The sequence below is a fragment of the Desulfuribacillus stibiiarsenatis genome (genome assembly GCF_001742305.1).
GTDB classification, from domain to species: domain Bacteria; phylum Bacillota; class Bacilli; order Desulfuribacillales; family Desulfuribacillaceae; genus Desulfuribacillus_A; species Desulfuribacillus_A stibiiarsenatis.
This window is the reverse complement of sequence record NZ_MJAT01000022.1, coordinates 258,348-272,767: the sequence shown is the minus strand read 5'-3', so window position 1 is coordinate 272,767 and position 14,420 is coordinate 258,348. Positions and strand designations below refer to the sequence as shown.

Genomic DNA, 14,420 nt, shown 5'->3' with positions numbered 1-14,420 from the left:
TCCTTTAGCCGCTAATTTCAGCCGTTTGGCTTACTAAGATTCCTTATTTATCTTATCAGTCTGTGTTTTTGAAAGCAAGGGATTTGTGCTATACTAGTCTCAATCTAGAAATATGGAGGTTCTTCATGAAATACCGCTTACAGACGTTCTTATTCTTATTATTCTTTTCCTTCCCGATAGTCGATTATGTGTTGCGAACAATTTTACGAATTCCCGTTGTAAGTTCGTTGTGGGACGAGCTAGTGTTATTCGGGCTTTTGACGATTTTAGGCTGGCGTTGGTTCATCGGCGAACTGGAAAGCCGAGATTTCCATCGCACGAATGTCTCGAAGCCGCTCCTTCTGATTGTATTGTACGGGATTGCTTTAATCTTCTTTAATCTTCCTTACTTCAGTGTAGGTCTCGAAGGCTTTCGCGCATCCTTTCAGTACATATTCGCTTTCTTCGCTGCCTTTTACTTATTACGTGAAAAACAAACGATTGTCACGATGATCTATATTATAGTAGGAATCGGTCTAATTATGGGTCTGCACGGAGTCTATCAATACATTGCTGGTGTTCCAATGCCCGGTCACTGGGTGGATGCCGGCGAGAATGTGCGGACACGTGCCTTCTCCTTCGTCGGAAGTCCGAATGTCTTAGGAAGTTACATGGCCTTCTGTGTACCGATTGCCATTGGGTTAGCGTTATCCCATATACAAAGCTTCTTCCATAACCGCAAATTACAGAAACATAGGGAGCAGCATACGAAGAATCATGGGGACAGTCATAAGGAATACATCACTTCTGGAAAAAAAGATCTTGGCCTATCGATGCTATTCCTAAGTATCGCTGGCGTCATGGGCTTGTGCTTACTCGTAACCTTCTCCCGTGGGGCATTGCTTGCGTTAGCTGTATCTCTAGTCGTTGTAGCAATTATCATTGCGACGATCTACGATAAACGAACGATTATTGGAGTACTAGGTGCTGGAGTTGTTGCGATTGGGCTTGTATATGTATTAGCCCCAACAGTTGTAGAGCGTCTTCTGTATGTCTTCTCCCCAGAATACCTAACAAAAAGCGCCCAAGGTGGTCGTATTACTCGTTGGTTGAATGCATTTGACCGAATGCGACATGAGCCGTTTTTCGGTGCGGGCCTTGGACAATACGGCGGTGCCGTAGGCGCGAGACATTTCGGTACGATTTATGTGGATAACTATTATGCGAAGACTTTAGCAGAGATGGGTCTAGTGGGAATTAGCCTTTTCCTATGGCTAATGTCTTCCCTTGTCAAAAACGGCTATCAGGCATGGCGTAGTGTATGGGATTCATCCTATCGTTTTCTTGCTGCAGGTTTGTTTAGCGGTCTATTCGCTGTGATTCTGCACAATGGTGTAGAGAACATTTTTGAAGTACCTTTTATGAATGTGTTGTTCTGGCTGACAGCTGGAATACTGCTTGCGTTGCCATTTTTACAAGAAGATCAGAACGAACTAGCGAACGAATTAGCGAAGCAAGAGTTAGGAGGGAACGCACAACATGAATAAAAACATCACATCCTATAGCCTAGCGATTCTGTTCGGGATTGTTGCATTTATCTTTTATCATTTTGTCGTATTCCCTCTATTCCTTGACTACGGAATTTACGGAGTGCTTGGCACTGTATTCTTAATTGCTGTGATTATCGCTATCCTACCAAAAGAGAAACGGCTAGCTTTTTGCTTCCTAATGATAGGATACCTCTTATTGGTTCGAGGATTATACCGAGTCGCATACAAGCCGACACTTGAGCAGCTCTTGGCGTTTGTTGTGTTAACAACAGTATTCTTAATCACAACCAAAATCCTTGCAAAGCAAATCAAGCTTCGATTTGTACTTGTTTTATGCGTTGTCGGTGGACTTTTGTTTCAAGGCTGGACGCAGGAAGAGCTGTTTTTCGCGAAGAAGTTCCGTGTGATTTATGAAAGTCCGACCCTTTTCAACGATACGAATGTAGACTACTTCCCATTAAAGCTAGTGGATATTACCGGCGATGGGCAGCTAGAGATTGTTACCCAAGGACTACTGCCTCAAGAAATTTCTGAAAGTGAGTTAGCGAAGCAATATACAAGCCCTGGTCGAGCTCCTATGCAGCTAGAGCCAAGCCGTTACCTTGTCTTTCAACATCGCATTGATGATGGTGGATTCTCAGATGCTAAGGAGGGCTTTATCGAAATAGGAAAAGACCAGCGCTACCAGCAATCGATTTGGAATGAAGTGCAAAGGGATTATATTGGGTTCCCATATTATACATCGGAATGGGCGTCTGATAAGAACTTTATCCACAGATTTAGCGAGATTCGAAAATCCTTACTGGACCGTGGAATGCTGCAAATGGACTTCTTTTACCAGTTAGAAGATGATTTAACTGTGGAAATTGGGGATAACCTGAGGATAACTTCTTCATTATTCCCCCTATTAGAACGGGATTCAGAAAAAAATGTCCTGATGACAGACGGCTCTGTGGATAGTGTGGATAACTCTGTGGGTAAGTCTGTGGAAAACAGCGGAGTTTATGAGTTACTTATCCCGCAGGTAGATCGCTTGCATGTGATTAATCAGTTACTTCCGTTTGGGCAGACGCCATTTGCTGCTTTAGCATTAAGTACAGATACTGTGGAAAAACAACAATTGAGCTGGCAACAAACAGTGGAAAAACTCGCAGCTGTGGACAACCTTAATGGACTTAGCGAGCAGCAGCAAACTTTTGTGGAAGAAATGCAAAGGGAAGGTGCTAGGTTTCTTGGCACTGCTAAGTTGACGCAAGATGATGTAGCTAGTGGAGAGCCCGAGTTTATTTTTTACCGTGACGGGTTAGAGATTTACCAATGGGGTGGTGCAGAATGGCAGCTCGTTGCTATGTTATCCCCAGATATGTTACGTGAGGTAGCAGATGGAGAGTTCTTGTTCGCTAATGTAACGGGGGACGCGCGCGATGAAATCCTATTATCTGGCACTCCGTCTCAGGTATTGCGACTAACAGAAAATCCATCGTATCCCATGAATGATTCGAATGGAGGTCCCTATCCGTATCAGTGGGAGCAGTTATGGGTCGCTCAAGATGATGTATTCCGGTTCGAGCATGTAAAAGCAGACGGCGAAATTATTGCTCTTAGTCAAAGCTATATGCGCAATGAACCACGGAGATATTTAACAGGTTATCGGGTGGAAGAGACGATGGAGAATATTCCGGGTGCGTCTAAGTCATCGCAAACGTATTCTTATGAAATGAAGCCAATCTGGCGGACGAATAATACTGTGATTAACGTAAATGTAGGCGATGTTACGGGAGACGGTACGGATGAGATTGTGGCAAGTTATTATCAGCAGCACCGTTTCGTGGTGTTAAAGGAACATGGCATGCCGGTCCAAGAAGGAGCATGGGGATTGACGTTATTATCTATCATGGGGATTGCGTGGTATCGTTTAAGAGGACATAGAAAACTGAGTCCGCTAAGGCATCCGAATAGAAAAGAAACACTTGATGACTTGAGTACTACTCCATGGAATCAGAAAGGTAGTACGCAAACGAATCAAATAAGTGATGAAAAGGGAATTGCTAATACACGTATTATGTTGATTCTTATTATGGTATCTATTACCTTACTGACTGCTGCTGGATGCAGTCACCCGAGTGCTGAAGGGCTGCCTAAGACAATTACCTACGATATTGATAGTGGACAACTAAATGGTCAGTTATTAGATGCGGATAACAAAGTAACTAACCGTACTTTTACGAATTCGGAATGGGAAGATTTCTGGAACGAAGCCGTTCAGTTCACTGAAGTTAACGGTAAACGCTTCTGGTATAGTGGGTGGGTTGTAACGAAAGTACAAAAGCGTCGAACGACTAGCATGTATGATGGAATTGTTGTAAGAGAGGTAGCACAGCAAAGCACTGAAAAAGATACGACTCTAGAGAATAGTCGTACCGGGATTCTCGTCAATGCGCGGCTCCTTGGTCGACCGTTCCGCTATTATGAGGCTGGTGAACATATTTACCTTCATGAAGAAGGCAATTGGCAGCGTATGCAGAACGAATCAGGGTTTCCTGTTGATTGGCTAGCGAGATATGACGGGCAACGATTATCGATTGATGAACCATTTATCGAGCTACTACAATTAACGAACACCGAGCAACTTATAAAAGCGCCGCAAATTATCGGACGTGAACGAATTCTCGGAAACTGGTGTGACAAAGTTATACTAACAGTAGTAGGTCCTAACAACGCACAAATGGATTGGACGATCTGGGTCGGAGAAGATGATCCTTATATCTATCAGTATGAGACAAAGACCCTAATGCCAGTTCCTGGGGCGGGCATGATGCAGCAAACGGTGTATTTCCGTTTCTGGAACTACAATGATACGTCAATTGTCATGTCTGATCCGTTATTGATTGAAAAGCAGATTGTCAATCGCGAGTTATTGCAGATAGAGGACATAGAAAAGGTACTCGCAGATGAGAATATGTTAGCTGAGTTGACTGGCCAAGAAATTCGACTGTTAGAATTGCGATTAGCTATCCTGCTAGAGAATGTTGCGAAGTCTCCTGTGAGTGCTGATTAGTAAAGCAAATCCCGCCTATTGGGTTCTAACCCTTCTAGGCGGGATTTTTCACATTCATTCAGTCACTTCGCATGCTATTGTGTTGCTGCATTAATTTCTATTTATGCCTGCTTCTCATAAATCAAAAGCCCAGATTCAGCAATCGTTGCTTGGCTCTCTTGCGGGAATTCCTCCCAACGAAAGATGGCGAAGAAGAGTAGTGTCCCAAGCTCGTTCTCTAGGCTTTGGTACAGTTCTTTCCAACGCTCTTCTGAAATCCCATTCGTTTCTATGGCAAGATTGATGTCAGCCCTGCGATTGTAGACGCCTTTTACATCTTTTTTAAATAGAGTTATCTTTAAGATTTCCCCGTATTGACTCGTAATATCTATAATCATTTCACGTATGCGATCTGGTACCATCGTTATCCCCCTAAAACTATTCTCTCATGTATTATAGCGAAAGGAGGGTAGTGAATACAAGATGGCTACACTAATTTGATTTTTGCGGCTCTTTGTCAGTAATAAAGAAATTCTTGTCATCCTGTAAGATTCGAATATCGTCACGTTTCAAAACCTCGTCATCAGTCTTTACTAAAATAGCCTCAACGTTGGCATCGCCGCTACCCTCTACTAAAGTCGAATACCCTTCTCCTGGCATATGAACGGCATGGTTTTTAAAATAAATTCCATAAACTTGCTGCATTGCCTCTAAAAGCATCTCGCCACTATAAAGCTCTTCCTCCGCAGATATTACCATTGTGCCTGCAAGGTTATTCGGTGACAAATCACTGATTTTCTCTACACCTAATCCACTTGCTCGTGATTCAAGCATTACAAGGGCATGGGTGCTATTCGGCTGCCCAAATTCCCCATCTTCCTTCGCTTTCTTTTCCTCTTCATCTACATTTCCGTTGCATCCAACGAGCATAAAGCCAAACATTATCATTCCAATCATTAAAAGTAATACCGTTGTGTATTGATTCTTTTTTCTTACCATGATTTCATCCTCCTTATATAGTGCTAATATTGTATATTACTAACTTTATCTTGACGTAGTTAACAATACTCCACATAGCTGTATGACTAGCTTTGACAAGATTTTCTGAAATGATACATTTCTATGGAATAACAGGAAAGTATCCCCTATTGATTCATATATATCAATCATTATATCATTAAAGTATTGCACCTTTTGCAACTAGAATTGAGGTGATGTTCGGTGCTATTTCATTCTTTCGAGTTTATTTTTATCTTTTTGCCTGTGGCGTTTGCGGTGTACTTTCTACTCAATAAAATACGTTGGATTACAGTAGCAAAGGGTTGGTTAGTCATCAGTTCTTTGTTTTTTTATTCTTGGTGGAATGTGAGTTATCTTCCACTGATTATAGGCTCGATGGTGTTCAATTATATAATAGGAAAAATTTTGACAAAGTGGCAATTCGGCTTGCGTAAGGGAATTTTAGCCTTGGGGATTGCATTCAATGTAGGCTTACTAGGATACTATAAGTATTCCAATTTCTTCCTAACGAACATGAATGCCGTATTTACTACTAATGTTCCTCTATTAAAGTTGGCGTTGCCGCTCGCGATAAGTTTCTTTACGTTTCAGCAGATTGCATATTTAGTAGATGCGTATCGCCAGGAGACAAAGCAGTATGATTTCTTAAGCTATGCGTTGTTCGTAACGTTTTTCCCGCAACTGATTGCCGGCCCGATTGTGCATCACAAAGAAATGATGCCTCAGTTTGAACAGCTTAGGAATAAGCTTGTGAATTATAGAAATATTGCGACGGGGCTATTCGTATTCTGCATCGGGTTGTTCAAAAAAGTTGTGATTGCAGATACATTTGCCATTTGGGCAACTTACGGCTTTGATGAGGCTGTTTCTTTGACAATGCTCGAAGGATGGATTGTATCTCTTTCCTATACGTTTCAGCTGTACTTTGACTTTAGCGGGTATGCCGATATGGCGATTGGGATTGCGCTGCTATTTAATATTCGACTGCCGATAAACTTTCATTCTCCATATAAAGCGACAAGCATTCAAGACTTTTGGCGTCGCTGGCATATGACCCTTGGACGGTTTTTGACGCAATATGTGTATATTCCATTGGGCGGGAACCGTCTAGGCAAGTTCCGTACGTATTTGAATTTGTTCTTTGTGTTTCTAATTAGCGGACTTTGGCATGGTGCCGGGTGGACTTTTGTTTTCTGGGGATTTTTGCATGGAATGGCGATTGTAATTCACCGTTTGTGGAAAGCTAATGGATATACGCTGAATCGTTATATTGCTTGGTTTTTGACGTTTCAGTTCGTCAATATTTCATGGGTATTCTTCCGAGCACAGGAATGGGCAGACGCGATGAAGGTTCTGAAGGCGATGTTTGTTTTCCCAGAGGCGCTTGCTTTGCCGACTAGCGCAGAGGCGATAGTGGCGTCGTTACAGGTGTTCCCTATGGTTGAGTATGGAGAGTTTGCAACTCTGTGTATTGCTGCTTTCCTTGTGATTGTGATATGTGCGCAGAATTCCATGGATGCTATGATGAATTTCCGTCCGAATTTTACTGCATCGTCAGTTCTGATGGTTTTCGTTGCTGGTGTGTTACTTGTGAGCTTTCTCGTGAATACGAATAGTGAGTTTTTGTATTTTAACTTTTAGCCTATTAAGGTGGTTGGTATGAAAGCGTATAAGAAATGGTTAATTACTACGTCTATACTATTAATACTGATTGTGCTGTCGCCTTATCTTGCGTTGATTGGGTTTAACTTTTTCGTTGATCCGTTATGGAACTTTAGCCACGCTCATCGGTATAATCAGGTTCAGATTGGTTTTGATGAACGTTTGCTTAAGACGAATATGGTGACCCATCAACCATTTCGCTACAATGCGCTGATTATCGGGACGAGTCGTACAACGTATCTCAACCAAGACGATTTTATTGGATATAAGGCATTTAATTATGGTCTTAGCTCTCTATTGATTGATGAGTATAACGATTATATTGAGTATGCGAAGCTTCAGAATGGCAAAGATTTTGACGTGATTTTCTTGGAGACGTTTTTCGATATCTTTTACTCTTTGCGGCGCTATGATCATCAACCACCTGAACATTATATATCATTGACTAATGAACCATTTTATCGCTGGAAGAGCTTGTTTTCTGAGGATACGTACGAACGCGCACTGACGAATTACTATTACTCCGCTAATGGTGGGTACGAGGGGGCGCGGAGCTATAATCGATACAATCAGACGAGTACGCACCTTCAGGATGTCGATATTCAAGCGATTGTTAGTGATTTTGTGAAGAATCATAAGAAAGCTACTGCCCCTAGTTATCCATATGATGACCGATATATTGACTTCCTGCGGGAGATTAAGGAGAATAATCCTAATACAAGATTCGTTGTGTTTACTGAGCCTGTTATCGCACCAAGAATTAAGTTAATGCTCGAGCAGCGGGTATTCTGGGAGGCGTATGAGCGATGGCTGCGGGAGACTGTCAGCGTGTTCGGAGAAGTGATAAATTTCATGGATTTGAATACAGTTACATTCAATTATGATAATTTCTTCGACCCTTATCATTTCTACCCTAGCATCGGGAAACTGATGGTGGATCGGTTAATTGGAAGGCCTTCCGCACCACTCCCAGGGGACTTCGGCGTTATTGTAACGAATGAAAACATTGACAAGCATTTACAGGACGTAAGAAGCCAGGTAGCAGATTATATAATTCAGAAGTAATGAAAACAGTGAAATGATACAGGATTTTATATAGGAAATTTTAACATGCGAATTGAATAACACCTTAATTTCCTAGAAAAACATCAATGTAATCCTAGAAACAGAAAGGAGAGGTCTATATAGGCCTCTCCTTTCTGTCTAGTTATTCAACAGGGTATATCGTGTTATTTTTAACTCTCGTAATCTGATGGATCTTCTTGTACTCGATTCTTATTTAACAGCTTAATTACACGCTCCTGCTGATCGTACTTTCCCGAAATATATTTCATTTCGCTCTTAAGTTCTATATACTGCTCGTCTGATTTGTCACTTAGTTCCGTAGTGGCTTGTATTTGCATGCGAGTTAGGGATTCTACTTCAACGAGACGTGTTTGCACATCTGAAAGTTGTGACTTCACTTCAGCCATATCTGTTTTAAGCTCTGCCACGTCTGTTTTAAGCGCTGCCACATCTGTTTTAAGTTCCGCTACATCTGTTTTTACTTCTGCAATGTCTGTCTTCATTTCGGCCATTTCAGACTTCATTTCTTTTTCAAAAGAATCTAGTTTATTCAATATTAGATGAAACATATCCCTAGTTTCTTGGTCCATATAAATCCCTCCGACTCGACTCTCAATCAAATAGTATAAAAATTATATCACGTCTTGGAGGAAAATGGATATTAATAATCTTCTATACATTAGCTTTTCTATCCCATACGTTTGACGACTTCTCTTGCTACTACTACTCCACTAGCTCCCGCTTGAGCAAGTCCTCTTGTGACTCCTGCACCGTCACCGATAGCAAAAAGGTTCTCGATGTTAGTCTCTAATTTCTTAGATAGCTCTGGACGTGATGAGTAGAATTTCACTTCCACACCATATAGTAGTGTGTGCTCTGAACCAACACCAGGGGCCACTTTATCTAACGCTTCTAACATCTCAATGATGTTCGTTAATTGACGATATGGGAATACTAGGGATAAATCTCCTGGTGTTGCCGATGTCAATGTTGGTGTTACCAAACCACGATCAATGCGCTCACGTGTCGATCTTCTGCCTCTCTTCAAATCGCCAAAGCGTTGGACTATTACAGTGCCACCCAACATGTTCGCTAACGTTGCAATATACTTACCATACGCGATTGGCTCTTTAAAAGGTTCTGTGAATTTATTGCTGACGAGAAGGGCGAAATTCGTATTCTTCGTTCTCTTTGTTGCGTAGCTATGTCCGTTAACAGTCATGATACCGCCAGTATTCTCAACAACAACCTCACCATAAGGGTTCATACAGAATGTGCGGATTGGGTCATCAAACTTCTTCCCGTAGTACACAAGCTTACTCTCATAAATGTGCTTCGTGATATGCTCCATGCTGCTTGCAGGGACTTCTACACGTACTCCAATATCCACTTGATTATTCTTAAGCGATAGTCCTAGTCTTGTACATTCACTTCGGAACCAGTCAGAGCCAACACGCCCTGGCGCGACTATTACATATGGTGCGTGATATATTTCTCCGGAATCTAGCTCTACTCCAGTAGCGCGATTTTCTTCAATAATGAGTTCCTTTACTGTAGTGCCGCTATGGAATGTTATTTTATCATCTAAGAAGTCGCGGATTTTCGATAAAAGCTCAAGATTATTCTCTGTCCCTAAATGGCGGATCTCAGCCGGAATTAACTTCAGGTCTGCAGTTGCTGCCATACGTTCAATTTCGGCGACCTTGTCGTCATAAGATCCATAGGTCTTATTAGGCGCACCGAACTGCATGTAGATTCCGTCTACGTACTGAATATATTTCATTACTTCTGCTTTGCCATCTAAATATTCATCAAGCCAGCCACCGTAGTCTGCTGTTAGGGTTAGCTTTCCATCACTGTACGCCCCTGCTCCACCCCATCCAGTCATTATCGAGCAGTGTGGCTTACAATTGATACAAGAGATGTCTTTATCAAGCATCGGGCAATGTCGTTTGCGAATGTCTTTTCCTTTCTCTATTAGTAAAACCTTAGTATTTGGTTTTTCTTTTACAATTTCATAGGCAGAAAATATTCCCGCAGGTCCTGCACCGACGATAATTACATCGTATCGATTTACGTTATTTTGTTTATTGTTCTGTGACATGTTAAAACCCTCCATACCTGCGCAACCGAATTTGACTCACCTATCGAGAGTAACATTCACTAGCGCTTAGTTTGTGTTTTTCTAGTTTTCGAGGTCGTTTTTTAAGTCCCTTATGCATTATAAGGGTTTGTTCACGAACTTTCAAGTGTTGTTTTGCAAAAATGTTCGTGTCGAACATAGTGGATATTTGTATTTCCCAGGAAATATTTGTCGATAACTGTTGCTTTTAGTATTATCGTTTTCAAAGTATGTATTCTTTAAGATTCCTTTATTGAATTCCTACACATTGATTCCTTCTGAAAATACTGACACATTGCTTCCTTCAGAAATAGAGGGTACTATTAAATTATTGATTATTAAATTATTGATTATTAAAATTGATATTAACATTTGTTAGGAGTGAATTACCGTGGATGGTTTTACAATCCCCTTATATAAAACAGTAAAGAAGTCGGATGAGGAAACTCTCATTATAAAAAAATCGAAATTCATAAGTTATGTTTCACCCGTGAAAAACGAAGTAGAAGCGAATCATTTTATAGAAATGATTCGAAAAAAGCATTGGGACGCGACCCACAATTGCTATGCGTATGTGATTGGTGAGAACAGTCATATTCAAAAGGCTAGTGATGACGGAGAGCCTAGTGGTACTGCCGGAAAGCCTATGCTAGAGGTGTTAAAAAAAGAAGGCGTGTTAAATACTGTCGTTGTCGTGACTCGGTATTTCGGTGGGATATTACTGGGGGCTGGAGGCTTAATAAGGGCATATAGCCAAGCTACTACTGAAGGTTTGCAAAAGGCAGGTATTGTCGAACGCGAGCTACACACAGAGATTCTATTAGATGTGGATTATACCTGGATAGGAAAGCTTGAGAATGAACTTTATAACAAAGGCTATCCTGTAAAGAATGTAGAGTATGCGGAAACCGTAAGGTTTACTATTCTCGCAAAGTATATGTTTGAGCAGCAATTAGAAAAGTTCCTAGTCGATGTAACTAATGGGCAGGCAGTAATCAATAGAGGGGCAACTCTCTATGTGGATAAATTGCTTATATAATAGTCCAATAAAGAAACAAGGCTTACGGATTAATGAGCATTCCGAAAGCCTTGTTCAATATTCAAATCTTAATTACTATTTCTCAACTAATATATCTAGCTTTTCCGCTAACATTCTGGCTTGTTCATGGCGTTGGTATTTCTTCGTTCTATTGAATATATCTGTCGGCATTGTTAGAGCTTGTCCCGTTTTAAGCCAATGTTGATACATTTGTACCAAGGAGAGCTTCATTGCTGCTAAGTCAGTAGGATTGATGACTACTCCGTTTCCAAGGGATGATATTATATCCGCTGATTCCCCTTGATGACTAAGTGCAAAGATTGGCTTACCAATTGCAATATATTCAAATAGTTTCCCCGGAATGTATGCCCCCGCGTTTTCATCTGTATCTGCAATTAGCAATAACAGGTCCGAATTCGCTAGTAGAGATAAGGCTTTTTTGTGAGGTAGCTGACCATGAAGTACCACTTGATTCTGTAACCCTGCGGAAACCACCGCATCCCAGTTAGCAGATTGCCCAGGATAGTCAAAGATTCCAGCAAAATGAAGTTCTATATGATTCGCATCTATATCGCCCTTGTGAATTAACTCTTGCAGAGTGCGCAATAATAGACGGGGATTTCTCTTGTTATAGAAGATACCTGTGTAAGCTAATTTCATCTTTTCTTTTTTGGATTCAACCCTATCAATTTCTTTGGTAGGATAGTCTTTTACTGAGTTCTTCGGATTCGTTACCTCGCTAGAAGATAAGTGGTCTGATGGTAGCTGCTTATAGTCACTGATATCATATCCATTGTGCACTACTGCACCACTTTGAATGAGGGTTCGATACTTCTTCTCAAATCCTCTTAAAAAGCTTTCCGTCACCGTCATAATGCAATCTGCGTTCTTAACTACTTTTCTCTCAAGTATAGATTCAAGTTTCTCACGCCACCAGATACCCGAACGGTGCATGTTATCAGTCCATGGATCTCGGAAGTCAGCAATCCAAGGAATGCTAGTCTGATTTTTAATTGACAAGGCAACTAAATGATTGGTATTCGGGCCGGATGTTGAAAATATTGCTTGGATGTTATGTTCTTTCACCACACTAGTGCCTACTTCTACTGCATGCTTGTACCATAAGATTTGGTCATCAGGAATCAGAACACGGTTCTTAATGCCTTTCAGTATAGGCTTAATCGTATTGATGATTCGTCGCTTCCAACTAGTGGTCTGTGTGACTTCATTCTTGTTTCGCTGATTCTGATTTCCACTAACAACGGCAGCTTGCTTCGTTGAAGTGCCTGCTGGCTTTGTGGACGGAACCGGCTGCATTTTTCCTAGTGGGTCCCACTGCTGCGCTCTATGGATATAGATTCCCTCGGGTAATTCATCAAGCAGACTAAAGTCTTTGGACGCAAAATACACATCCTCAGTTACCGTGAGGACGTGTGGTTCCCAGCCATAATCGCGAAGATACTTCGCCATCTTTAACGCACGTTGGACTCCTCCCCCACCAATTGGCGGGAATAGATAGGAGATAATTAAAACTTTCTTCTTTGAACCTTGTTGCACGGTTGCACTTCCTAGAATTTATATTTTCAGTAGTGTGACATGATTTGATATTTGGTCTTTCGCAATTACATTCTTAGCATCGAAAACAACGGCATTCGGTTTCATCTGTTGAATCACTTCCGCCCAGTTCAGATGTCTAAACTCTTCTTGCATTGCTAATAGTAGCATAGCGTCGGCTTGCTCTATGCAATCTTTAAGATTGCTATGTTTAAACGAGTACTCTGTCACAACTGCAGGATCATATGCTAATACTTGGGCACCGCGTTCTTGTAATACTTTCACAATATCAATAGGCGGGCTAATGCGATCATCGTTAGAATAATCCTTCATTGCTAGACCTAGCACAGCTACTTTCTTTCCTACTAATGTTCCTAACTCTTTCTCCACACGTGTCACGATATGATTCGGCACCCCGTCGTTAATGTCTCTTGCACGTTTTAAGAGATTTAAGGACACTCCCAATTCCGTAGCTTTTGGCTCTAAGTAGTAGAAAGCGTTGGGCAAGCAGTATCCGCCAACCCCTGGACCAGGAACTAGCAAATTTACTCGCTTGTGAGTGTTGGCCACTTTTATTAGCTCTCCCGTATCAATACCAAAGCTCTGTGCAAACTTCGCAAATTCTTGAACCATCGCTATATTGACGTCCCGTTGGATGTTCTCAATTACCTTGGCAGTCTCTACAGTCTTAATATTAGATATGGTAACTTCTGCTCTTGTAACAATTGTAAGAATTTCTTTTACCCGTTGGGCGCTCTGTTCATTTATACCACCCATGGCAAGAGGCATATTCTCAAATTCTTCGAATGCCTTACCTTCGGCAATACGTTCAGATGCATACGCTAAGTAAAAATCTTCCCCTGGCACTAGCCCAGAAACTTCCTGCAACAGCGGAGCGATTCGCTCTTCCGTTGTTCCAGGTATCACTGTACTACGAATAATGACTGTATCACCTTTCTTCAACACTTTTGCTATTGAAGAGCACGCACTATCGATATACGAGTAGTTGCCAGCACCATTGGCCACTGGAATCCCAACTGTAACGATATATGTATCAACCTCTTGACTCGCTTCCTGGTAACTTGTAGTGGCGCGGAATTGCCCTGTTTGTAGTTGTTCTTTCAAAATATCACGAATTGTCATCCCGTTATATTGTTCCAAGTGATGAGATACGCCATGATTAATTTCTTCAATTAGTTCAGGGAGAACGTCAATGCCCCTTACACGCGCACCACGCATGGCAAAACTTAGTGCTAACGGTAGCCCAATGAATCCTAGCCCTATAACGGCAATGCCTTTTGTAACTTGAGTTTGATTCTCTTTCATATATGAGTGACTCCTTTATTAAATCCTAAGTTTTATTTGTATTTATTAAAATACTTTAAAATGATG

General features: G+C 41.4%; 11 protein-coding genes. 5 read left to right on the top strand and 6 right to left on the bottom strand.

The features are described from left to right. The first annotated feature begins 125 nt into the window (after nt 1–125). Both BHU72_RS09055 and BHU72_RS09050 read left to right on the top strand, forming a co-directional pair. Entirely contained in the window at nt 126–1,526 is a 1,401-nt protein-coding gene (locus BHU72_RS09055; RefSeq protein WP_069702301.1) for an O-antigen ligase family protein, read from the top strand. Next, nucleotides 1,519–4,587: a hypothetical protein gene (locus BHU72_RS09050; RefSeq protein WP_069702300.1), complete on the top strand. Its 3,069-nt coding sequence runs from the start codon at nt 1,519–1,521 to the stop codon at nt 4,585–4,587. Before BHU72_RS09055 ends, BHU72_RS09050 begins: the two co-directional genes overlap by 8 nt. A 101-nt stretch (nt 4,588–4,688) precedes the next feature. On the opposite strand, the gene BHU72_RS09045 is transcribed toward BHU72_RS09050, so the two are convergent. Then, nucleotides 4,689–4,988, bottom strand: coding sequence for a hypothetical protein (locus BHU72_RS09045; RefSeq protein ID WP_069702299.1), 300 nt, complete (start codon nt 4,986–4,988; stop codon nt 4,689–4,691). A 70-nt stretch (nt 4,989–5,058) separates the two neighbouring features. Next, nucleotides 5,059–5,565, bottom strand: a complete 507-nt coding sequence (locus BHU72_RS09040; RefSeq protein WP_069702298.1) for a glycine betaine ABC transporter substrate-binding protein — start codon at nt 5,563–5,565, stop codon at nt 5,059–5,061. A 222-nt stretch (nt 5,566–5,787) separates the two neighbouring features. Here BHU72_RS09040 and BHU72_RS09035 point away from each other — a divergent pair, with 222 nt between their 5' ends. Both BHU72_RS09035 and BHU72_RS09030 read left to right on the top strand, forming a co-directional pair. Then, a complete protein-coding gene (locus BHU72_RS09035) occupies nt 5,788–7,227 on the top strand; it encodes an MBOAT family O-acyltransferase (RefSeq protein ID WP_069702297.1) in 1,440 nt (479 codons plus the stop codon). Nucleotides 7,228–7,245: 18 nt separating this feature from the next. Beyond that, nucleotides 7,246–8,313 carry a hypothetical protein gene (locus BHU72_RS09030; RefSeq protein WP_069702296.1) on the top strand — a complete coding sequence of 356 codons (1,068 nt, stop codon included), beginning with the start codon at nt 7,246–7,248 and terminating at the stop codon, nt 8,311–8,313. Nucleotides 8,314–8,483: 170 nt separating this feature from the next. Here BHU72_RS09030 and BHU72_RS09025 read toward each other — a convergent pair whose 3' ends face one another. Both BHU72_RS09025 and BHU72_RS09020 read right to left on the bottom strand, forming a co-directional pair. Then, nucleotides 8,484–8,903: a hypothetical protein gene (locus BHU72_RS09025; RefSeq protein WP_069702295.1), complete on the bottom strand. Its 420-nt coding sequence runs from the start codon at nt 8,901–8,903 to the stop codon at nt 8,484–8,486. A gap of 98 nt (nt 8,904–9,001) precedes the next feature. Continuing rightward, nucleotides 9,002–10,417: an NAD(P)/FAD-dependent oxidoreductase gene (locus BHU72_RS09020; protein ID WP_069702294.1), complete on the bottom strand. Its 1,416-nt coding sequence runs from the start codon at nt 10,415–10,417 to the stop codon at nt 9,002–9,004. A 409-nt stretch (nt 10,418–10,826) separates the two neighbouring features. Here BHU72_RS09020 and BHU72_RS09015 point away from each other — a divergent pair, with 409 nt between their 5' ends. After that, nucleotides 10,827–11,474, top strand: a complete 648-nt coding sequence (locus tag BHU72_RS09015) for a YigZ family protein (RefSeq protein WP_245671881.1) — start codon at nt 10,827–10,829, stop codon at nt 11,472–11,474. Nucleotides 11,475–11,549: 75 nt separating this feature from the next. Here the strand turns inward: BHU72_RS09015 and BHU72_RS09010 are convergent, their stop codons facing one another. Both BHU72_RS09010 and BHU72_RS09005 read right to left on the bottom strand, forming a co-directional pair. Beyond that, the gene (locus BHU72_RS09010; RefSeq protein WP_069702293.1) at nt 11,550–13,031 is read right to left on the bottom strand and encodes a glycosyltransferase; all 1,482 of its coding nucleotides are present in this window, start codon (nt 13,029–13,031) and stop codon (nt 11,550–11,552) included. A gap of 18 nt (nt 13,032–13,049) precedes the next feature. Continuing rightward, nucleotides 13,050–14,354, bottom strand: coding sequence for a nucleotide sugar dehydrogenase (locus tag BHU72_RS09005; protein ID WP_069702292.1), 1,305 nt, complete (start codon nt 14,352–14,354; stop codon nt 13,050–13,052). Between the last annotated feature and the right edge of the window lie 66 nt (nt 14,355–14,420).

Excerpts from the sequence above, each read along its gene's own strand:
- BHU72_RS09055 (WP_069702301.1), top strand. The coding sequence starts at position 126 with ATGAAATACCGCTTACAGACGTTCTTATTCTTATTATTCTTTTCCTTC.
- BHU72_RS09050 (WP_069702300.1), top strand. The coding sequence starts at position 1,519 with ATGAATAAAAACATCACATCCTATAGCCTAGCGATTCTGTTCGGGATT.
- BHU72_RS09045 (WP_069702299.1), bottom strand. The coding sequence starts at position 4,988 with ATGGTACCAGATCGCATACGTGAAATGATTATAGATATTACGAGTCAA.
- BHU72_RS09040 (WP_069702298.1), bottom strand. The coding sequence starts at position 5,565 with ATGGTAAGAAAAAAGAATCAATACACAACGGTATTACTTTTAATGATT.
- BHU72_RS09030 (WP_069702296.1), top strand. The coding sequence starts at position 7,246 with ATGAAAGCGTATAAGAAATGGTTAATTACTACGTCTATACTATTAATA.
- BHU72_RS09025 (WP_069702295.1), bottom strand. The coding sequence starts at position 8,903 with ATGGACCAAGAAACTAGGGATATGTTTCATCTAATATTGAATAAACTA.
- BHU72_RS09020 (WP_069702294.1), bottom strand. The coding sequence starts at position 10,417 with ATGTCACAGAACAATAAACAAAATAACGTAAATCGATACGATGTAATT.
- BHU72_RS09005 (WP_069702292.1), bottom strand. The coding sequence starts at position 14,354 with ATGAAAGAGAATCAAACTCAAGTTACAAAAGGCATTGCCGTTATAGGG.